This window comes from Pseudomonas putida, assembly GCF_001976065.1.
Classification (GTDB): domain Bacteria; phylum Pseudomonadota; class Gammaproteobacteria; order Pseudomonadales; family Pseudomonadaceae; genus Aquipseudomonas; species Aquipseudomonas serbica.
In genome coordinates this window covers 21,730-40,965 of sequence record NZ_MNAH01000008.1, presented here as the reverse complement: position 1 = coordinate 40,965, position 19,236 = coordinate 21,730, and the positions used below count along the sequence as shown (strand labels likewise).

20 protein-coding genes are annotated in these 19,236 nt (G+C 60.7%); 10 read left to right on the top strand and 10 right to left on the bottom strand.

Features of this window, described 5'->3' with window-relative positions; translation table 11 throughout:
• Window positions 1-38: 38 nt before the first annotated feature.
• Both BKX96_RS23875 and BKX96_RS23870 read right to left on the bottom strand, forming a co-directional pair.
• Window positions 39-1,442 carry a sensor histidine kinase gene (locus BKX96_RS23875; protein WP_077185615.1) on the bottom strand — a complete coding sequence of 468 codons (1,404 nt, stop codon included), beginning with the start codon at window positions 1,440-1,442 and terminating at the stop codon, window positions 39-41.
• Entirely contained in the window at window positions 1,432-2,151 is a 720-nt protein-coding gene (locus BKX96_RS23870; RefSeq protein WP_046817727.1) for a response regulator transcription factor, read from the bottom strand. The genes BKX96_RS23875 and BKX96_RS23870 overlap by 11 nt, the downstream gene beginning before the upstream one ends.
• 214 nt (window positions 2,152-2,365) lie before the next feature.
• Between BKX96_RS23870 and BKX96_RS23865 the strand changes: the two genes are divergently transcribed.
• The 4 genes from BKX96_RS23865 (at window position 2,366) to BKX96_RS23850 (ending at window position 7,102) form a co-directional block, all read left to right on the top strand.
• Window positions 2,366-5,119 carry a response regulator gene (locus BKX96_RS23865; protein ID WP_046817728.1) on the top strand — a complete coding sequence of 918 codons (2,754 nt, stop codon included), beginning with the start codon at window positions 2,366-2,368 and terminating at the stop codon, window positions 5,117-5,119.
• A 74-nt stretch (window positions 5,120-5,193) separates the two neighbouring features.
• Entirely contained in the window at window positions 5,194-6,186 is a 993-nt protein-coding gene (locus BKX96_RS23860; protein WP_077185614.1) for a 2-hydroxyacid dehydrogenase, read from the top strand.
• A gap of 77 nt (window positions 6,187-6,263) precedes the next feature.
• Complete coding sequence (locus BKX96_RS23855; RefSeq protein ID WP_046817729.1) at window positions 6,264-6,698, top strand: hypothetical protein; 435 nt, start codon at window positions 6,264-6,266, stop codon at window positions 6,696-6,698.
• Window positions 6,698-7,102 carry an META domain-containing protein gene (locus tag BKX96_RS23850; RefSeq protein ID WP_046817730.1) on the top strand — a complete coding sequence of 135 codons (405 nt, stop codon included), beginning with the start codon at window positions 6,698-6,700 and terminating at the stop codon, window positions 7,100-7,102. Before BKX96_RS23855 ends, BKX96_RS23850 begins: the two co-directional genes overlap by 1 nt.
• Before the next feature lie 44 nt (window positions 7,103-7,146).
• Here BKX96_RS23850 and BKX96_RS23845 read toward each other — a convergent pair whose 3' ends face one another.
• On the bottom strand, window positions 7,147-7,614 hold the full coding sequence (locus BKX96_RS23845) for a TlpA disulfide reductase family protein (protein ID WP_077185613.1): 468 nt from the start codon (window positions 7,612-7,614) through the stop codon (window positions 7,147-7,149).
• Window positions 7,615-7,728: 114 nt separating this feature from the next.
• Here BKX96_RS23845 and arsC point away from each other — a divergent pair, with 114 nt between their 5' ends.
• Genes arsC through BKX96_RS23830 form a run of 3 tightly spaced genes read left to right on the top strand, consistent with a single transcriptional unit; the run spans window position 7,729 to window position 9,103 of the window.
• The gene (gene arsC, locus BKX96_RS23840) at window positions 7,729-8,082 is read left to right on the top strand and encodes an arsenate reductase (glutaredoxin) (RefSeq protein WP_046817732.1); all 354 of its coding nucleotides are present in this window, start codon (window positions 7,729-7,731) and stop codon (window positions 8,080-8,082) included.
• Window positions 8,079-8,675 (top strand): NAD(P)H:quinone oxidoreductase, encoded by a 597-nt coding sequence (wrbA, locus tag BKX96_RS23835; RefSeq protein WP_046817733.1) that lies wholly within the window; start codon window positions 8,079-8,081, stop codon window positions 8,673-8,675. The genes arsC and wrbA overlap by 4 nt, the downstream gene beginning before the upstream one ends.
• 2 nt (window positions 8,676-8,677) lie before the next feature.
• Window positions 8,678-9,103, top strand: a complete 426-nt coding sequence (locus tag BKX96_RS23830; protein ID WP_046817734.1) for a DUF2069 domain-containing protein — start codon at window positions 8,678-8,680, stop codon at window positions 9,101-9,103.
• A 69-nt stretch (window positions 9,104-9,172) separates the two neighbouring features.
• On the opposite strand, the gene BKX96_RS23825 is transcribed toward BKX96_RS23830, so the two are convergent.
• Both BKX96_RS23825 and ttcA read right to left on the bottom strand, forming a co-directional pair.
• The gene (locus BKX96_RS23825; RefSeq protein WP_046817735.1) at window positions 9,173-9,847 is read right to left on the bottom strand and encodes a DNA-3-methyladenine glycosylase I; all 675 of its coding nucleotides are present in this window, start codon (window positions 9,845-9,847) and stop codon (window positions 9,173-9,175) included.
• Window positions 9,848-9,978: 131 nt separating this feature from the next.
• Complete coding sequence (gene ttcA, locus BKX96_RS23820; protein ID WP_046817736.1) at window positions 9,979-10,803, bottom strand: tRNA 2-thiocytidine(32) synthetase TtcA; 825 nt, start codon at window positions 10,801-10,803, stop codon at window positions 9,979-9,981.
• Window positions 10,804-11,083: 280 nt separating this feature from the next.
• Here ttcA and BKX96_RS23815 point away from each other — a divergent pair, with 280 nt between their 5' ends.
• Window positions 11,084-11,686 (top strand): Yip1 family protein, encoded by a 603-nt coding sequence (locus BKX96_RS23815; protein ID WP_046817737.1) that lies wholly within the window; start codon window positions 11,084-11,086, stop codon window positions 11,684-11,686.
• A gap of 159 nt (window positions 11,687-11,845) precedes the next feature.
• Window positions 11,846-12,340, top strand: a complete 495-nt coding sequence (locus BKX96_RS23810) for a SprT family zinc-dependent metalloprotease (protein WP_077185612.1) — start codon at window positions 11,846-11,848, stop codon at window positions 12,338-12,340.
• Window positions 12,341-12,387: 47 nt separating this feature from the next.
• Here the strand turns inward: BKX96_RS23810 and BKX96_RS23805 are convergent, their stop codons facing one another.
• Window positions 12,388-13,569 (bottom strand): CaiB/BaiF CoA transferase family protein, encoded by a 1,182-nt coding sequence (locus BKX96_RS23805; RefSeq protein WP_077185611.1) that lies wholly within the window; start codon window positions 13,567-13,569, stop codon window positions 12,388-12,390.
• 143 nt (window positions 13,570-13,712) lie between these two features.
• Window positions 13,713-15,047: a dicarboxylate/amino acid:cation symporter gene (locus BKX96_RS23800; RefSeq protein ID WP_046817740.1), complete on the bottom strand. Its 1,335-nt coding sequence runs from the start codon at window positions 15,045-15,047 to the stop codon at window positions 13,713-13,715.
• A 339-nt stretch (window positions 15,048-15,386) separates the two neighbouring features.
• Between BKX96_RS23800 and BKX96_RS23795 the strand changes: the two genes are divergently transcribed.
• On the top strand, window positions 15,387-16,385 hold the full coding sequence (locus BKX96_RS23795; protein ID WP_077185610.1) for an AraC family transcriptional regulator: 999 nt from the start codon (window positions 15,387-15,389) through the stop codon (window positions 16,383-16,385).
• Window positions 16,386-16,408: 23 nt separating this feature from the next.
• Here the strand turns inward: BKX96_RS23795 and BKX96_RS23790 are convergent, their stop codons facing one another.
• The 3 genes from BKX96_RS23790 to BKX96_RS23780 all read right to left on the bottom strand — a co-directional run bounded on the left by BKX96_RS23790 (window position 16,409) and on the right by BKX96_RS23780 (window position 19,145).
• Window positions 16,409-17,752, bottom strand: coding sequence for an ATP-binding protein (locus BKX96_RS23790; protein ID WP_046817742.1), 1,344 nt, complete (start codon window positions 17,750-17,752; stop codon window positions 16,409-16,411).
• Complete coding sequence (locus BKX96_RS23785; RefSeq protein WP_077185609.1) at window positions 17,749-18,426, bottom strand: response regulator transcription factor; 678 nt, start codon at window positions 18,424-18,426, stop codon at window positions 17,749-17,751. The genes BKX96_RS23790 and BKX96_RS23785 overlap by 4 nt, the downstream gene beginning before the upstream one ends.
• Window positions 18,427-18,542: 116 nt before the next feature.
• Window positions 18,543-19,145, bottom strand: coding sequence for a hypothetical protein (locus BKX96_RS23780; RefSeq protein ID WP_077185608.1), 603 nt, complete (start codon window positions 19,143-19,145; stop codon window positions 18,543-18,545).
• Window positions 19,146-19,236 lie beyond the last annotated feature (91 nt).

The window sequence follows — 19,236 nt, the reverse complement described above, 5'->3', positions numbered from 1 at the left end:
CAAGACAGGACATGAAGCCGCTTGCGCCTCCTTGCGAATCAGAGCGATTGTGGATGGGATAGTGTGCTGGCGAGGGCGTCATCGCTGAGAGTTCCATCGTCCGCCACCAAGCGCATGTTCATCCGCAACCCGCTGCCGGTGTTCTGCGCCCAGAGCTTGCCGCCCTGTCGTTGCACCGCATTCCTGGCGATGCTCAAGCCCAAACCGAACCCACCATTCCCCGGGCGCGAACCGTCGAGCCGGGTAAAGGGCAGGAAGATGCGCTCCAGATCCGCTTCCGCCACCCCGCCACCCTGATCGTCCATCCACAGGTGCCAGTAATCGCCATCGCGTCGCCCGCCTAGGGTGACCACGCCACCCTTGGGCGAATGTCGGATCGCATTGCGCAGCATGTTTTCCAGGGCCTGGGCCAGGGTATTGAGGTGGCCGCGCACCCAGCAGGAGGCGTCCACCGAACATTGCAACTGCCCGTCCGGCCAGCAACTTTCGTAGCAGGCGTTTTCCGTGAGCATTTCCCACAAGGCCTGGACCTGGATCGCTTCGTCGGGCAATCGCGTGCGTTCCGTGTCGAGCCAGGCCAGTTGCAGTGTGTCTTCCACCAGCCGCTGCATGCCATCGACCTCGCGGCCGATGCGCTCGCGCAATTGCTCAAGGCCCTGCTCGCTTTCGCTGGCCACCCGCAGGCGGCTCAACGGCGTGCGCAATTCATGGGACAGGTCGCGCAACAGTTGCTGCTGCAGCGCCACGGTGCTTTGCAGGCGTTCGGACATGTGATCGAACGCCCTGCCCAGCTCCCCCAGTTCGTCGGCGCGATTGGTGGTGCGGCGCGACAGTCGCACATTGAGCTGATCGGCACGCCAGGCGTTGGCCTGTTCACGCAGGTGATTGAGCGGCACCACCAGCAAGCGGTACAGGCCGACGCACAACAGCAAGGTGAACAACCCGGGAATGACCCCGTTGGTGATCACCCGCCAGAACACCCGGTAGCGTCCGGGCACGAATCGTTGTGGCAGTTCGATCACCAGGCTGCCGACGGAAGGGTCGCCGGGAAACGGCACCCGCATCCACGGCCGGCCTTTCTTGTGGATGGGCCAGTCCAGGCCGCGCAGAAACGTCAGGTGTTCTATTTCATCGTCGGTCAGCGCAAAGCTGCTCAAGGACTGCAGATCCCCGCCGATGACTCCGACCCAACTCTGTTCCCGGTGATGCATGGTCTGCAGCCACTCATCGACCCCATCGGTCCGGCGCTGTTGCCACGCCTGCTCCGCCTCCGCGGCATAACGCGTCAGGGTGCCTCGGGCCAAGTCCGACAGGAACTGATTGCGCTGTTCCATGTAGCGGCCCCAGGACCAGCTCAACCAGATCATCAGCAGGCAGAACGCCACCAGCAGGCAGGCCAGTTTCCAGAACAGCGAATGCCGGCCCGGCAAGTTACATTTCATCGACGGCACTCAGGCTGTAGCCCTTGCCCCAGACCGTGCGCACCTCCCGCTCGGTATAGCCAATGGCCTTGAGTTTGCGGCGAATCTGGCTGATGTGCATGTCCAGGCTGCGATCGTGGGCGGCATAACCGCGCTGCAGCACCTGCTGATAAAGGAAGGCCTTGCTCAACACTTCATCGACGCTGCGGCTCAGGGTCTCTAGCAGGCGATACTCACTGCGGGTCAGGCCGGCAGGTTGCTGGCGATAAAAAACGTCGCAGTGTTCGTCGTCGAAACGCAGACTGTCCACCTCGGCTACCATCGCCACCGGCGTCGGTCGGCGATCGAGTGCCACCCGGCGCAGGATGGCTTCGATGCGCACGCGCAACTCGGCCATGCTGAAGGGTTTGGGCAGGTAATCATCGGCCCCCAGGCGGAAGCCGCTGATGCGGTCGGCCTCGGCGCCGAGGGCCGACATCAGCAGCACCGGGGTGGAATGGCTGCGGCGCAGTTGCGTCAGCACCGCCAGCCCGTCCAGCCCCGGCAACAGGATGTCCATCAACACCACATCGAAGGCTTGCTTGCGTGCAATGTCCAGACCTTCCTGGCCGTTCTGGCACCAAGTCACCTGGAAACCGCTGCGGCCCAGATGTTCATGAACATAGGCACCGAGTACGAGGTCGTCTTCGATGGAGAGGATTCGGGGATGGCCTGCGTTGATGGTCGTCATTAGCATCTGCAAATAATTCTCAGTCGTTAATTATTCAAGATTGCTTCGTCCGGGGCAACCCGAGGGTTTGCGCAGGGCACAAAAGCGCACGAGCAACCGACGAGTGACGACATGAATTATCGAGGATCGCCCGCTTGCAAATCGCTACACTGCGCAAGTGGCGCGTGCCGGACGCATGCGCAGCCCGATAAATAGCCGGTTGCAGGAGAGAGGCGTGCTGACGAAACTGGGAATCAAAGGCCGCGTGCTGCTGCTGACGTTGCTGCCGACCAGCCTCATGGCATTGGTCCTGGGCGGTTATTTCACCTGGATGCAGCAATCGGACCTGCAAACCCAACTCCTGCAGCGTGGCGAAATGATCGCCGAGCAACTGGCGCCGCTGGTGGCGCCCGCCATGGGGCATAACAACAACGAGCTGCTGGAACGTATCGCCACCCAGTCCCTGGAACAACCGGACGTGCGCGCCGTGACGTTCCTTGCGCCAGATCGCACGCCCCTGGCCCACGCCGGGCCGATCATGCTGACCCAGGCGCCAATGGGCGGTGACTCTCGAATGCTGCGCCGCAGTGGCAGCGAAGCAACGCGTTATCTGCTGCCGGTATTCGGCAAACACCGCAACCTGGCGGGCGACGTGATCCCTGACGAAGCCGACCGCCTGCTGGGCTGGGTCGAACTCGAGCTGTCCCACACCGGCATGTTGCTGCGCGGCTACCGCAGCCTGTTCGCCAGCCTGCTGATGATCGGCGCTGGCCTCGGAGGCGCAGCGTTGCTGGCCTTGCGTATGGGCCGCACGATCAATCGGCCGCTGACCCAGATCAAACAAGCCGTGGCGCAACTCAAGGACGGTCACCTGGAAACCCGCCTGCCGCCTCTGGGCAGCCAGGAGCTGGATGAATTGGCCTCCGGCATCAATCGCATGGCCGGCACCCTGCAGAATGCCCAGGAAGAACTGCAACACAGCATCGACCAGGCCACCGAGGACGTGCGCCAGAATCTCGAGACCATCGAGATCCAGAATATCGAACTTGACCTTGCACGCATGGAAGCGCTGGAGGCGAGCCGGATCAAGTCCGAGTTCCTGGCCAATATGAGCCATGAAATTCGCACGCCGCTCAACGGCATCCTTGGCTTCACCCACCTGCTGCAAAAAAGTGAACTGACCCCGCGCCAGCTCGATTACCTGGGCACCATCGAAAAATCCGCCGACAGCCTGCTGGGGATCATCAACGAGATCCTCGACTTTTCGAAGATCGAGGCCGGCAAGCTGGTGCTCGACCATATTCCGTTCAATCTGCGAGACCTGCTGCAGGACACGTTGACCATCCTCGCCCCGGCCGCCCACGCCAAACAGCTGGAGCTGATCAGCCTGGTCTATCGCGACACGCCCCTGTCGCTGGTGGGTGATCCGTTGCGGCTCAAGCAGATCCTGACCAACCTGGTCAGCAACGCGATCAAGTTCACCCGCGAGGGCACCATCGTCGCCCGGGCCATGCTCGAGGAAGAGCACGAAGACAGCGTGCAATTGCGCATCAGCGTCCAGGACACCGGCATCGGCCTGTCGAACCAGGATGTACGCGCGCTGTTCCAGGCTTTCAGCCAGGCCGATAACTCGCTGTCGCGGCAACCCGGCGGCACCGGCCTGGGGTTGGTGATCTCCAAGCGTCTGATCGAACAAATGGGTGGCGAAATTGGCGTCGATAGCACGCCGGGCGAAGGATCGGAATTCTGGATCAGCCTGAACCTGCCCAAGACCCGCGACGATGCCGAAGATTTGCCGAGCGCGCCACTGCTCGGGCGGCGGGTTGCAGTGCTGGAAAACCATGAGCTGGCGCGCCAGGCGTTGCAGCATCAACTGGAAGACTGCGGCCTGGACGTCACCCCGTTCAATACCCTGGAGAGCCTGACCAACGGCGTCACCGGCGCACACCAGACCGATCAGGCGATCGAGCTTGCGGTGCTGGGGATCACCAGCAACGACATGCCTCCGGAACGTCTCAACCAGCACATCTGGGACCTCGAGCACCTGGGCTGCAAAGTGCTGGTGTTGTGCCCCACCACGGAACAGACGCTGTTCCACCTGTCGGTGCCCAACCCCCACAGCCAGCTCCAGGCCAAACCGGCCTGTACCCGTAAGCTGCGGCGCGCACTGTCCGACCTGGTCAACCCGCGGCAGTTGCGCAGCGAATCCAACGAGCCGGTGTCCAGCCGCGCGCCGAAGGTGCTGTGCGTCGACGACAACCCGGCCAATTTGCTGCTGGTGCAAACCCTGCTCGAAGACATGGGCGCCAAGGTACTCGCCGTGGAAAGCGGTTATGCGGCGATCAAGGCGGTGCAGAACGAGACGTTCGACCTGGTGCTGATGGACGTGCAGATGCCCGGCATGGACGGGCGCCAAAGCACCGAAGCGATCCGCCAATGGGAAAGCGAGCGGCATTGCACGCCTCTGCCGATCGTGGCCCTCACCGCGCATGCCATGGCCAACGAAAAACGCGCGTTGCTGCAAAGCGGCATGGACGATTACCTGACCAAGCCGATCAGCGAGCGGCAACTGGCGCAAGTGGTCCTCAAATGGAGCGGGCTGGCACTGCGCAACCAATCGCCGGAGCGCGCAGGCGACAGCCACGGCAGCACCTACGAGTTGCAGGTGCTCGATCACGAAGAAGGCTTGCGCCTGGCAGCTGGCAAGGCCGACCTGGCAGCCGACATGCTGGCAATGCTGCTGGCGTCGCTGGAAGCCGACCGCGAAGCCATCCGCCAGGCCCAGCAAAGCAATGACCACAACGCCCTGATCGAGCGGGTCCATCGCCTGCACGGCGCGACCCGCTATTGCGGCGTGCCGCAACTGCGCGCCGCCTGCCAACGCAGTGAAACCCTGCTCAAGCAGAAAGACCCGAAGGCCTTCGGCGCGCTTGAGGATCTCGACCGGGCGATCAATCGCCTGGCCGCCCAGGCACGCATCAACGCCTGATGCAGCGCAAGGCGCCCGACGATGCATGGGCGAATAATGTAGGTGCGAAACGCCAGGACATTCAGGGAGAACCCATGCGCACGATTCTATTCAGCAGCCAGACCTACGACCGCGACAGCTTTCTCGCCGCCAATCTGCCGCCCGGTATCGAATTGCACTTTCAGTCGGCACGCCTGAGCCTCGATACCGTCGCATTGGCCGAGCATCACGAGGTGGTCTGCGCCTTCATCAATGACGACCTCGGCGCCCCGGTACTCGAACGCCTGGCCGCAGGCGGTACACGCCTGATCGCCCTGCGCTCGGCGGGCTACAACCATGTCGACCTCGCGGCAGCGAAGCGCCTGGGGCTGGCGATCGTGCGCGTCCCGGCCTATTCGCCCCACGCCGTGGCCGAGCATGCCGTCGCCCTGATCCTGGCACTCAACCGCCGCTTGCACCGCGCCTACAACCGCACCCGCGAAGGGGATTTCAGCCTGCACGGGCTGACGGGGTTCGACCTGGTGGGCAAGACCGTCGGCGTGGTCGGCACCGGGCAGATCGGCGCGACCTTCGCGAAAATCATGAATGGGTTCGGCTGCCAACTGCTGGCCTACGATCCGTTCCCCAACCCGCAGGTCGAAGCCCTTGGCGCCCGCTACCTGGACTTGCCACAGCTCCTTGCCGAGTCGCAGATCATCAGCCTGCACTGTCCGCTCAACGAGCAGAGCAAGCATTTGATCAACCGCCAATCCCTGGCGCACATGCAGCCAGGCACCATGCTGATCAATACCGGCCGCGGCGGCCTGGTCGACACCCCTGCGCTGATCGATGCTTTGAAGAGCGGTCAACTCGGTTATTTGGGACTGGATGTGTACGAAGAAGAAGCCCAATTGTTTTTCGAGGACCGCTCCGATCTGCCGTTGCAGGACGACGTATTGGCACGGTTGCTGACCTTCCCCAACGTGATCGTCACGGCGCACCAGGCTTTCCTGACCCGTGAAGCCTTGGGCGCGATTGCCGCGACCACCTTGCAGAACATCGCGGCCTGGACGGCCGGGGCCCCGGAGAATCAGGTCGAGGGTGGTTGAACCTGATCGAAGGTCATATGCCCGCACCATGCTGCGCGTATGCCCGTGCTAGCATATCGCGCATATTTGGAGGACCCATGGTCGAACACGATTTCCGCTACACCCTGATGAACCCGCAACACACCCTCACCGAATGCCGCGCCCTGGTGCCGGGGCGTTATCAGGTCACCGGCAACGGCGGCTCGATTCGTAACAACGACGTGCTGGTCGTGACCCTCAAGGGCGCCAAGGACTTGTCCATGCGCCTGACCGTCGAAACGGTTCGCCACCTGATCAATCCGCCGGGTCAATGGGTCGCAGTGGCCAGTGGCCCGGTGTTCGGCGAACTGGCGATCCATACCTGGCAGGTGAACTGCGACAGCTGCGCCAAGGAGCTGAGTTTCGAGTTCGCTGTTGACGCCAAGCTGGGCAACAAGGCCGAAAAGCCTGCCGCCACCGCGCGGATTGCCGAGCTGGGCTGGACCACCGTGGGTGACAAGCACCTGTGCCCAAAATGCCAGGAGTCTGCGTGATGAAACGCCTCGCTCTGACCGCGATGGTGGGTGCAAGCCTGCTGGGCTGCGCCGCCGAACCGGTGCAACTTGAACAAAACCGCAGCTACATCCTGGAATGGATCGGCGAACGTCCGTTGATGGATTACAGCCACCTGACCATCACCCTGGGTGAAGACGGTCGCGCCTACGGCAACGGCGGCTGCAACCACTGGTTCGCGCCGTACACCCTGGAAGGCCACAAGCTGAGCTTCGGCAAGATCGGCAGCACCCGCAAACTCTGTGCGCCGGCCCTGATGGAGCAGGAAAAACGCTTCCTCCAGGCACTGGAAGGCGTGCAGCGCTGGGACGTCTCGTCGATCGACCAGATGCGTTTCTGGCCTGCTGAAGGCAAGCCGCTACGCTGGTGGCTGGAAGAGGGTTGATCCCGCCTGGATGATCGTTCCCACGCAGATCGCGGGAACGATCATCAGTTAGTCGCCTGCAAAGCTTCGAGCTTGGCCACCACCCCCGCCGCCGTCTGCTCGCCCATCAATTGTTCCCGCACCTTGCCCTTGTTATCGATGATGTAGGTCACCGGCAACGCCTCACTGCGCGGCAGATCGAACAACTCGGAAGGGTCCTGCACCAGCACGGTGAACTTGATGCCGAGTTTCTCGCTGGCACTTTTCAGCTCTTCGCCCTGCACATTGTCGAAGTTGACCCCGAACACGCCGATCTTCTTGTCCTTGAGTTGCTCGGCCAGTGTGTTCAACTCCGGAATCTCGGTACGGCACGGCCCGCACCATTCGGCCCAGTAATTGATTACCAGCCACTTGCCGTCCAGGCGCTCGGCGGCGACCTTCTGTCCGTTCTGATCGATCCCGTAGTCGTTACCGCAGCCCCCCAGCATCAACGCCCCGATAATCGTCAATGCCGCTGCCAGTCGCCTTGTCATGTCATGTTCCTTGTCCAGAATTGAATGCGCGTGCGCCCCATCGCCTGCCAAGGTTCAGGATTACGCGCTGCCCAGTTAGAATAGCCGCCACCTTACGCAAGATGCGACCCGCTCATGACCGATCTGACGCTTTATCACAACCCGCGCTGCTCGAAATCCCGCGGTGCGCTCGAACTCATAGAAGCCCGCGGCCTGACCCCGACGGTGGTCCGCTACCTGGAAACGCCGCTGGACGCCGCGCAAATCCAGAGCCTGCTGGGCAAACTCGGGATCAGTGCCCGCCAACTGCTGCGCACCGGCGAAGACGAATACAAGGCCCTGAACCTGGCCGACAGCAGCCTGAGCGAGGCGCAGTTGATCGCTGCCATCGCCGCCCACCCGAAACTGATGGAGCGACCGATTCTCGAAGTCGGTGACAAGGCCATCATCGGCCGTCCGCCAGAGCAGGTCCTGGAGTTGTTGCCGTGAGTGCGCCGTACATTCTGGTGCTCTATTACAGCCGCAGCGGCTCGACCAATGAAATGGCCCGGCAAATTGCCCGTGGCGTCGAACAGGCCGGCCTTGAAGCCCGCCTGCGCACGGTACCGGCGATTTCCACCGAGTGCGAAGCCGTGTCGCCGGATATCCCGGAGGAAGGCGCGCTCTACGCAAGCCTCGATGACCTGAAGAACTGCGCCGGCCTGGCGCTGGGCAGCCCGACCCGCTTCGGCAACATGGCGGCGCCACTCAAGTACTTTCTCGACGGCACCAGCAACCTGTGGCTGACCGGCGCCCTTGTGGGCAAACCCGCCGGAGTGTTTACCTCCACTGCAAGCCTGCATGGCGGGCAGGAAACCACGCTGCTGTCGATGATGCTGCCGTTGTTGCACCACGGCATGTTGATCACGGGCCTTCCCTACAGCGAGTCGGCGCTACTGGAAACCCAGGGCGGCGGTACGCCATACGGCGCCAGCCATCACGCCGGTGCCGATGGCAAAAGCGGCCTGGATGCCCATGAAGTGGCGCTGTGCCGGGCCCTGGGCATGCGCCTGGCCAAGACTGCACTGAAACTGGAGGGTTGAGGGTGGCCAAGAAGCCGAAGGTCCTGCCCGCCATCGAATGGCTCGAACCACGGGTTCGGGCCATGCGCGTTATCAGCCTGCTGTGTTTTTTTGGCCTGGTGGGATTGCTCTGCGTTTACTACCTGATGGTCGCCGACCTGCACGGTGCGCGGCCGTGGGTGATCCTGCTGATTGAACTGGTGCCACTGCTGTTGCTGGCGCCGGGCATGATTGTCGGCAATGCCCGGGGACATTCATGGATGTGCTTTGTGGTGAACCTGTACTTCATCAAGGGCGCATTGGCCGCTTATGACCCGAACCGGCAGGTCTTCGGCGTGCTGGAGATGGCCGCGAGCCTGGCGGTGTTCTGTTCGGCACTGTTGTATGTGCGGTGGCGGTATCAGTTGAACCGCAAGTTGGCTGGCGAGGGCGAAATCTCCGTCGCCTGAGAGATTGCAATCGCCAGCAGGCTGGCTCCCGCAGGAGCTTTGTGATGTGGGAGCCAGCCTGCGGGCGGCTTAATGATTCACTGTGTAAGCCAGCATCATCGAAATCTGGCTCATCGGCCGCCCGCCACTTTGTTCATGCCACTGGTTGAACACATCCTGCACCAATGCCAGGTCGCGCAAGCTGGTTGGCACCTTGTCGACGATCTTCTGCGCATTCAACGCCGCCACTACGTCGTAGCTCGGCACAAAGGTGTCCTTGCCAACCATGCGCAAGAAGCGCGGCGCCGACAACCCGCCCAACTGATGGCCGCGTTTTTTCAACAAGGTCCACAGCCCGACGATATCGGTCACCGGCCAATCGGCGATCATCGCCCCGAAGCTGCCCTGCTCATGGGCCACGTCCAGCACGAACTGGGCATTGCGCGGCACGCTCTTGAGCTTGCCCAGGTGGCGGATGATCCGCGTGTCCTGCATCAGCCGTTCCAGGTGCTCGGCGCTCATCAGCACGACTTTTTCCGGGTCGAACCTGAAGAACACTTCTTCGAAGGCCGGCCACTTGGCGTCCACCAGGCTGTGCTTGAGCCCGGCGCGGAAGACGCGCAATGCCATGGTCGAGAGGTAGCGGTCATCGCTGATCTTACGCAATTGCGCCGGGGTCTTGGGCAGGGGCAGATGGGCTTCCAGTTCAGCGGCCGAACCGAAGCGGTTCAGACAGTATTCGTTCAGCCACTTGTAATCGCGCATGCCCTCTCCCAAGAATTAAAACGAAGCAAAAACCTGTGGGAGCGGGCTTGCTCGCGAAGGCGGTGCGTCATTCAACATTGTTGTCGACTGACACAACGCCTTCGCGAGCAAGCCCGCTTCCACAATTTTGTTTAGAGGTTGACCACATTGACGAAGCGCGAAGCGGCGCTTTCGTCGATCTTGAGGCTGGTGAAATCGAACAGGTTACGATCCGCCAGTTGCGACGGGATCACGTTCTGCAGGCTGCGGAAAATGCTTTCGGTGCGGCCCGGGGTCTTGCGCTCCCAGTCTTGCAGCATTTCCTTGACCACCTGGCGTTGCAGGTTTTCCTGGGAGCCGCAGAGGTTGCACGGGATGATCGGGAACTGCTTGAGGTCCGAGTAAGCCTGGATGTCCTTCTCGTTGCAGTAGGCCAGCGGGCGGATCACCACGTTGCGCCCGTCATCGGCACGCAATTTTGGCGGCATGGCCTTGAGCGAGCCGTTGAAGAACATGTTCAGGAAGAACGTCTCGACGATGTCGTCGCGATGGTGACCGAGGGCCATCTTGGTCGCGCCGATTTCGTCGGCGAAGGTGTAGAGCGTGCCACGACGCAGGCGCGAGCACAGCGAACAGGTGGTCTTGCCTTCCGGAACCAGCTCCTTGACCACCGAGTAGGTGTCTTTCTCGACGATGTGGTACTCGATGCCCAGCTCCTTGAGGTAAGCCGGCAGCACATGCTCGGGGAAACCCGGCTGTTTCTGGTCCATGTTCACGGCCACGATCTCGAACTTGATCGGCGCGACCTTCTGCAAGTGCATCAGCACATCAAGCATGGTGTAGCTGTCCTTGCCGCCGGACAGGCAGACCATGACCTTGTCACCGTCTTCAATCATGTTGAAATCGGCAACTGCCTCACCGGCCTGTCGGCGAAGGCGCTTTTGCAGTTTGTTCTGGTTGACCGTAAGAGTGCCCATGACGCGAAATCCGTGAGGTGTGACGAAAGGCGGGCATTTTACGCAAAAACCTTTCAAGGGCGTAGTGCCCCGACGGATCGCGCGCCCTACAGATACAACAGCGATTACCCCGGCGCTTTACAGCGCAATTTGCTCTAAGCCTTACCCCCTGTAGGGTTAAGACCTTCCTATACTGCGACATAAGGTCGCATTCACATACAGACCTATTACTTACTTGGCCACGTTGGCCCGTAGGGCGCTCCACTGGGGGGCGACGGTAAAAACAAGAGGAGTGACTGGCATGATCCATCACGTAGTGGGGCTCTTCACCCACCCTGACCAAGAATGGAAAGAGATTCGTGGCGATCAGGAAGAAAGTATCAGCCACATGTACCTGACCCATACGCTGATCCTGGCGGCGATACCGGCGGTTTCGGCCTTTATCGGGACCACGCAGGTGGGCTGGGTCATCGGCAATCGCCCCCCGGTGATGCTGACCGTGGAAAGCGCACTATGGATGACAGTCATGTCGTACCTGGCGATGCTCGGCGGTGTAGCGGTGATGGGTGCGTTCATCCACTGGATGGCCCGCACCTATGACGCCAATCCGAGCCTCGCACGCTGCATCGCGTTCGCAACCTATACCGCTACGCCGCTGTTCGTCGGCGGCCTCGCGGCCCTGTACCCCCACCTGTGGCTGGGGATGGTCGTCGGCACGGCAGCCATCTGCTACACGGTTTACCTGCTGTACGTGGGGCTGCCAACCTTCATGAACATTCCATCTGACGAGGGCTTCCTGTTTTCAAGTTCGGTGCTCGCCGTAGGCCTGGTGGTGCTGGTAGCCATCATGGCGTTCACCGTGATTGTCTGGGGACTCGGCGTGGGGCCGGTCTATACCAATTAACAGCTCACCACAAAAAAATCAGATCTGCCGACACAGGGCCGCCGCAAGGCGGCCTTTTAATGCCCAGGCACAAAGAACGCTGAAGACCATTCGGCGCTTCGCCGATTCGCAAGGCCCCGGGCTTGCGGCATACTCGACTGATCTGGAGATCCATCAAGCATGCCCGAGCAACTCAACATCCGCGTCGAAGACTGTTTTCAACAAGCCGAATCCTTTTTTAAACGACCTTTCAAACGCCCTGTGGTCAGCCTCAAGCTGCGTGGGCAGAAAGCCGGTGTCGCGCATCTGCACGAGAACCTTCTGCGTTTCAACCCGCAGTTGTACCGGGAAAACACCGAAGATTTTCTCAAGCAGACCGTCGCCCATGAAGTCGCGCACCTGATCGCCCATCAATTGTTCGGCGACCGCATTCAGCCTCACGGCGAAGAGTGGCAACTGATCATGCGCGGTGTTTACGAACTGCCGCCCAACCGCTGCCACACCTACGACGTCAAACGCCGTAGCGTGACCCGTTACATCTACAAGTGCCCGTGCGCCGACAGCGATTTCCCGTTTTCGGCACAGCGTCATGGCCTGGTGCGTCAGGGGCGGCGGTATTTGTGTCGGCGGTGTCGCAATACCCTGGTGTACAGTGGGGAAATGCGGATTGAGTAGCGGGAACTGTGGTGGCTGGGCCGGCCTATTCGCGGGCAAGCCCGCTCCTACAGAATCACTTTGGCACGCCGCAGTGCCTCAATCCGCTGCGCACTGAACCCCAACTCCCCCAACACCTGATCGGTATGCTGGCCAAGCGCCGCGCCAATATGCCGAGGCTCAGGCAACCCCTGCGAGAACTTCAAGGGGCACGCCATCTGCGCCTGGCTCGAACCATCCCCCCGCGGCACTTCAGTCACCATTTCCCGCGCCTGCAACTGCGGATGCCGCACCGCCTCCCCCAGGCTCAAGACGGGCTCGACACAGGCATCAAGCTCGGCGAACAGCGCACACAGGTCGGCAAAGTCATGCTTTTCGAACTCGCTCTTCAACGCTTCCTTGAGCTGGTGCTGCGGTGCAGGCTGCACCGATAAGCCCAGGCTCGCCCACTCCTCCAGCCCCAGCGCCATGCACAACTGTTTCATGAAGCCCGGTTCCAGGCTGCCCACCGACAACCAGCGCCCATCCCGGGAGCGGTAATAGTCGTAGAAGCTGCCGCCATTGAGCATCTGCTCTTCCCTACCCGGCTCGACCCCGCAGGCCAGGTACCCGGCACCCGCCATGGCGTTCAGGCTGAACGCGCAATCGGTCATGCTCACGTCCAGATGCTGGCCCTGCCCGGTTTGCTGGCGTGCAATCACGGCCGCCAGCAAGCCGATGACCCCGTGCAGTGAGCCACCGGCGATGTCTGCTACCTGCATGCCCAGCGGCAGCGGCCCACTGTCGGCGCGACCGCTGTAGCTGGAAAGCCCGGCCAGGGCCAGGTAGTTGATGTCATGGCCGGCGCGGTCCTTGTAGGGGCCAGTCTGGCCGTAACCGGTGATCGAAACATAGATCAGCCGGGGATTGATCGCTTTCAAGGCTTCATAACCCAGCCCCAATCGTTCCATGACACCGGGGCGGAATTGCTCCAGGACGATGTCATGGTCTGCGAGCAACGACTTGATCACTTCCAGGGCCTGCGGCTGCTTGAGATCCAGCGCCAGGCTGCGCTTGTTGCGATGGAGGTAGGCATGGCTGGCCGATACGCCCCGGTCGTGGGGTGGCAGCACGCGCAGGAGGTCAATGCGGGTGGGTGATTCGATGCGCAGCACCTCCGCGCCCATGTCGGCCAGCAACAATGAGGCGAACGGCCCTGGCAACAGCGTCGAAAAATCCAGGATCTTGAGGGAGGCCAATGGACCAGTCATGAGTATTCTCCATGGACGATCCCCCAGACTAGGCAGCCAGGCGGATTGCAGCAATCACCTTGGGCGCCAGTTTTGCTGACCGTTGCGCTCAACTGGCCAGAATGAAAAAACCCGCCGAAGCGGGTTTTTCATTACATCAGGACTTACTTGGCGTTACTCGGGGTTGCGCCCTCGATATGGCCCAGAACGTCGTCTTTAGGCTCGTCGGCAATGCCACGGCCGCCCGAGGCCAACTCGGCTTGCAGCACGTCAGTGTCCAGCTCCTTGACCCACTTGGCCACGACGATGGTGGCAACGGCGTTACCAACCAGGTTGGTCAGCGCACGGGCTTCAGACATGAAACGGTCGATACCCAGGATCAACGCCAGGCCGGCAACCGGCAGGTGGCCTACGGCGGACAGGGTGGCGGCCAGTACGATGAAGCCCGAACCGGTCACGCCTGCAGCACCCTTGGAAGACAGCAGCAACACCACCAGCAAGGTGATCTGGTGCGTGATATCCATATGAGTGTCGGTGGCCTGGGCAATGAACACCGCAGCCATGGTCAGGTAGATCGCAGTACCGTCGAGGTTGAACGAGTAGCCGGTCGGAATCACCAGGCCTACCACCGACTTCTGCGCACCCAGACGCTCCATCTTGATCAGCATGCGCGGCAGCACCGACTCCGAAGAGGAAGTACCCAGCACAATCAGCAGCTCTTCACGGATGTAGCGGATCATCTTCAGCACGCTGAAGCCATGCAGGCGGGCAATCGAACCCAGCACGATCAGGATGAACAGCAGGCATGTAATGTAGAAGCAGGCCATCAACTGGCCCAGTTGCACCAGCGAGCCGACACCGTAGGCACCGATGGTGAAGGCCATGGCACCGAAGGCACCGATCGGCGCGAGCTTCATGATCATGTTGATGATGTTGAACATGACGTGAGCGAAACGATCGATGAGGTCCAGCAACGGCCTGCCGTAGGCGCCCAGGCGATGCAGGGCGAAACCGAAGATCACCGAGAACATCAGCACTTGCAGGATGTCGCCCGTGGCGAATGCGCCGACGATGGTGGACGGGATCACGTTGAGCAGGAAGCCGATAACGCTTTGGTCCGCGCCAGCAGCGACATACTGTGCCACCTTGGAGGCATCCAGGGTGGTCACGTCGATGTGCATGCCGTCACCCGGCTGGACGATGTTGACCACCACCAGGCCGACCAGCAGCGCGATCGTCGAAACGATCTCGAAGTACAGCAATGCGTAACCGCCGGTCTTGCCGACCGACTTCATGTCCTGCATGCCGGCGATACCGCTGACGACAGTACAGAAAATGATCGGGGCGATGATCATCTTGATCAGCTTGATGAACCCGTCACCCAGTGGTTTTACTGCCACACCGAGCTGTGGATAGAAGTGACCGAGCAAGATACCGATGACAATTGCAACGATCACCTGGAAATACAGGGATTTATACAGTGGCTGACGAGTCGTCATTGCAAAGTTCCTCAAGAGTGCGCGGCGACAACATCCAACTGTTGCCTACCTCACCTCAATTGCGAACCCTCCTGCACTGGAGGGATTTGTTTTTTCGAGCTGCTCGACGGCAGGCATCTGCTGGTCTTATCGCAAAGCCCGTGCCACCTTGTGCGAAAAGCCTGTAAGCCTTTTGCCAGCAAGGCCTGCAGGTTTTTACAACTCATCGCAACGCATTCGCGCAATGGCGGATTTCCGCCCACTCATCGGATCAAGCCGGGTAATCTGGCGGATATCCGCCTTGTTCTTGCGTAACAACCACGGCTACCATCCGTCGCTCAATGGACGGACTTGCCTGCTATGCGCGAACGCACCATCGCCAGTCATTTCGCCCGTGCCGCCCTCGGTGGCGCGCAACGGCGTGGCTACGATTATTCGAAACTGTTGCAGCAGTTGGGGATCAGTCCCGAGTTGCTCGACGAGCCTCGGGCGCGCATCCCCCCAGAACAATTCACCCGGCTGGTCCAGGCGTTGTGGCTGGCACTGGACGACGAGTACCTGGGTTTCGGCCGTGGTATCAGCAAGCCCGGCAGCTTCGCAATGATGTGTCATGCCGTTATCCATTGCCGCAATCTGGATAAGGCACTGCATCGCGGACTATTTTTTTATAGCTTATTCCCGGACGCTCCGCGCCTGACGCTGACGCGCGAAGACGAAATGATTCGACTGAGCCTGGACGATTCGCAGCTCTGGGACCCGGAACATTTCCTCACCGAAAGTCTATTGGTGATCTGGCATCGCTTCCCCAGTTGGTTGATCGGCCAGCGTATTCGACTGGAACACGCCACGTTCAGTTACCCGCGACCGGACCATGGCGCCGAATACGAGTTGCTGTTCTCGTGCCCGCTCGAGTTTTCGGCACAACAGAGCAGCCTGCTGTTTCATGCCCGCTACCTGGACATGCCACTGCTGCAAGACGAACGCACGCTCAAGCAGTTCCTTGAGCGCTCGCCTGCCGACCTGTTATCCCGCCCGGATGACGGCCACAGCCTGAGCAGCCAGTTGCGACGCTTGCTCAGCAGCGACCGCTCACCCTGGCCGGATCTGGAGGCCGTGGCTGCGCACCTGCATATCAGCCCGCAAACGCTACGTCGGCATCTACGAGAAGAAAACACCAGTTTTCAGGAGTTGAAGGACCAACTGCGCAGGGATATTGCCATTTATCACCTGGGCCGCAACGACCTGCCCTTGCAACAGATCGCCGAGCAACTGGGCTTTTCCGAGCCATCGGCGTTTCATCGGGCGTTCAAGAAGTGGACCGGGCTGACGCCCGGGGCTTATCGGGCTCGGGAAAACTGAGTTCAACTGGCAACTATCGCCGATCACACCGGCGGGAAATGAATACGGAAAGCCGCCCCCCCAAGGGGTGAGTCGCCCAGGGTCAGTTTTGCGCCATAGCTTTCGATGATGTCCTTGACCACCGCCAGGCCAATTCCCTGCCCCGGATGCTGGCGGTCCAGACGCTCACCGCGCTGAAGGATCCGCGTGCGCTGATCGAGCGGGACACCTGGGCCATCGTCTTCTACGCATATCTCGACGCCATTGAGGGTACGCACGCTGATGCGCACTTCGCTCAGGCACAGCCGATACGCGTTTTCCAGCAGATTGCCCAGCATCTCCAGCAAGGCACCCTGTTCGATAGGGGCCAGGCACTGCTCCGGCAAATCGAAGGTCACCTGTACCCGTTTGTCGCGATAGACCTTGTCAAGCGTATCGCAAAGGCTCTGCAACACGGGCTGCAGGCGTACCTGATGGCGCACCAGGCCGCTTTTGCGCAGGCTTGCGCGTTGCAACTGGTAACTGATCTGCTGGCTCATGCGCTCGATCTGGGTCTGCAACACCCAGGCCTGATCCCGGTCCTCAGGGCGTTGTGCCATGTCTTCGCTGACCCCCTGCAACACCGCCAAGGGGGTTTTCAGGCTGTGAGCCAGATCGTCGAGGGAATCGCGATAACGGCTACGCTGTTCGCGCTCGCTGTGCAGCAAGCGGTTGAGAGAGCCGGTCAGGCGCAGCAATTCCCGTGGGTGTTGTTCACTCAGGCTTTCGCGGGTGCCGCTTTCGATCTCATCGAGTTCCTGGCTCAGCCGGCGCAATGCCTGCAACCCCCACGACAGGCCGGCCCATAGCAATGCCAGTAGCACCAGCAAGGCTGCACCGAACCCCAGGTAAAGGTTGTCCCGCAGGCCGTCGAGCGTGGCATCGTATTCTCGCGCTGGCTGCAACGCGACGAAGCTGAACGCCGCGCTTTTGCCGCCCAGCAATTTGACCTCGACGTCATAGACGAAGAATTCCTGGCCATTGTCCTGGCGAATCCTGGCAAATTCATTACCGCGTCCGTCGTAACGCGGCTTGTAATTGATGTTCTCCTCAAGGGTGTCTTTCGAGCGCCACACCAATTGGCCTTCGCGGCTGTAGATGTAACCGAGCAAGTTGCCATCGGCCAGGTTGAAGCGCTCATCGGGCAACTGGTCCGGCATCTGCAAGCGGTTGTTCTCGACCCGCGCGGCAGAGATCAACGTGGTGACGTCCGACGCCAGTCGCTGCTCGATGGCGTCCTGCAGCGCCAGGCTGAACGCTCCCTGCATTGCCGGCAGCAACGCCAGCATGAACAAAACCGCCAGGATCGTGGCGGCGAGCATCAGGCGAACGCGAAGAGAACCGATCAACTGCAGCGCTCAGTGAACAGATAGCCCAGGCCACGCACCGTATCGATTGGCTTGAAACCGGTTGTACCTTCGAGTTTTCGGCGCAGACGGCCGACCAGCACCTCGATCACGTTCGGATCGCGCTCGTCATCGTCCGGGTAGAGCTGCTCCATCAAGCGGTCCTTGGGCACCACTTGCTGATGATGGCGCATCAGATACTCGAGAATCCGGTATTCATAGGCGGTCAATGCCAGTGGTTGCTCATCAAGGGACGCCTGTTTGCGATTAAGGTCCAGCAGCAACGGCCCGGCGACGATCGTTGACTGGGTAAATCCGCTGGAGCGACGCAACAAGGCATTCAGCCGGGCCTCCAGTTCTTCAAACTGGAAGGGCTTGACCACATAATCGTCGGCACCGGCAGCAAGGCCTTCAACCTTGTCCTGCCAGTTACCGCGTGCTGTGAGGATCAGGATAGGAAAGGTCTTGCCCTGCGAGCGCAACTGACGAATCAGATCCAGTCCACCCATGCCCGGCAACCCAAGATCAATCACCGCCAGGTCGTGGTTGAACTGTTCTGTCTGATACAGCGCATCGACGGCGTTGCCCACGGACTCGACCACATGGCCGCTATCCGTCAGGCGGGTTTGCAGGTGATGACGCAACAGCGCTTCATCCTCGACGACCAGCAGTTTCATTTCGCTCTCCCAGGCAAATCAAATACTCCAGAGGCACATCGACGCACCTCGATGACTGACAGGCTGCAGCGGATCAATCTCTTGGATTTATCCGCTGCAGCCTGTCACACACGGTTTTAGAAAGCGTAGTTGGCTGAGAGGTAGGTCTGCGCGCTGCTGGTCAAGCTCAGCGAACCCTGTTTGCTACCACTTCGCTCGCTCATTTCGGTGCCGGCGTTGCTGCGCAGGTAACGGTACCCCAGTTCAACCGAAGTGTTTTGCGAAACCTGTTGCAGAATGCCTGCCTGTGCGCCTATGGCGTAACCGATGTCGCTGTCGCGACTGAAGCCGGGTGATTCCTGGGTCATTTTGGTCAACCCGGCCGAGACACCGCCGAACAGCTTGGTGCTGGCAGCCAACGGATGGAACAGATCGTAGCTGCCCAGCAGGTTTTCCTGACGCAGTTTAATGCCATTGTGCGATCCCGACACGTTGTCGTACGTGGCGTAGTAACGGCCTTGGTTGTTTTGCTGGCCCAGACGCAAGCCCCAGGTGTTGTCCTTGCCAATTACGCCGTCGGCGTTCGGACGGTCGAGGTTATCGTTCAAGGCATGGGATTTTTTGATCTTGTCGCTGGTCTGCCCATAAGTGAGGCTGGCGAAATTGTCGGTGGAAGCGAACGCTGCGGTGCTCGCGCCGAAAACGGTGAATGCCAGCAGCAATTTTTTGAATCCAGTCATGAGTGAAACTCCTCGTGAGTTCGTGCGTGAGTTCGTGTTGTTTTGGCTACGAGGCAAGATTACTCACGCCGCCCTGAACTCACCCTGAACA

What these genes read in the sequence shown, in the direction of transcription:
- BKX96_RS23875 (WP_077185615.1), bottom strand. Translation starts at nt 1,442, where the DNA reads ATGAAATGTAACTTGCCGGGCCGGCATTCGCTGTTCTGGAAACTGGCC.
- BKX96_RS23870 (WP_046817727.1), bottom strand. Translation starts at nt 2,151, where the DNA reads ATGACGACCATCAACGCAGGCCATCCCCGAATCCTCTCCATCGAAGAC.
- BKX96_RS23860 (WP_077185614.1), top strand. Translation starts at nt 5,194, where the DNA reads ATGCGCACGATTCTATTCAGCAGCCAGACCTACGACCGCGACAGCTTT.
- BKX96_RS23855 (WP_046817729.1), top strand. Translation starts at nt 6,264, where the DNA reads ATGGTCGAACACGATTTCCGCTACACCCTGATGAACCCGCAACACACC.
- BKX96_RS23850 (WP_046817730.1), top strand. Translation starts at nt 6,698, where the DNA reads ATGAAACGCCTCGCTCTGACCGCGATGGTGGGTGCAAGCCTGCTGGGC.
- BKX96_RS23845 (WP_077185613.1), bottom strand. Translation starts at nt 7,614, where the DNA reads ATGACAAGGCGACTGGCAGCGGCATTGACGATTATCGGGGCGTTGATG.
- arsC (WP_046817732.1), top strand. Translation starts at nt 7,729, where the DNA reads ATGACCGATCTGACGCTTTATCACAACCCGCGCTGCTCGAAATCCCGC.
- BKX96_RS23825 (WP_046817735.1), bottom strand. Translation starts at nt 9,847, where the DNA reads ATGCGCGATTACAAGTGGCTGAACGAATACTGTCTGAACCGCTTCGGT.
- ttcA (WP_046817736.1), bottom strand. Translation starts at nt 10,803, where the DNA reads ATGGGCACTCTTACGGTCAACCAGAACAAACTGCAAAAGCGCCTTCGC.
- BKX96_RS23815 (WP_046817737.1), top strand. Translation starts at nt 11,084, where the DNA reads ATGATCCATCACGTAGTGGGGCTCTTCACCCACCCTGACCAAGAATGG.
- BKX96_RS23810 (WP_077185612.1), top strand. Translation starts at nt 11,846, where the DNA reads ATGCCCGAGCAACTCAACATCCGCGTCGAAGACTGTTTTCAACAAGCC.
- BKX96_RS23805 (WP_077185611.1), bottom strand. Translation starts at nt 13,569, where the DNA reads ATGACTGGTCCATTGGCCTCCCTCAAGATCCTGGATTTTTCGACGCTG.
- BKX96_RS23800 (WP_046817740.1), bottom strand. Translation starts at nt 15,047, where the DNA reads ATGACGACTCGTCAGCCACTGTATAAATCCCTGTATTTCCAGGTGATC.
- BKX96_RS23795 (WP_077185610.1), top strand. Translation starts at nt 15,387, where the DNA reads ATGCGCGAACGCACCATCGCCAGTCATTTCGCCCGTGCCGCCCTCGGT.
- BKX96_RS23785 (WP_077185609.1), bottom strand. Translation starts at nt 18,426, where the DNA reads ATGAAACTGCTGGTCGTCGAGGATGAAGCGCTGTTGCGTCATCACCTG.
- BKX96_RS23780 (WP_077185608.1), bottom strand. Translation starts at nt 19,145, where the DNA reads ATGACTGGATTCAAAAAATTGCTGCTGGCATTCACCGTTTTCGGCGCG.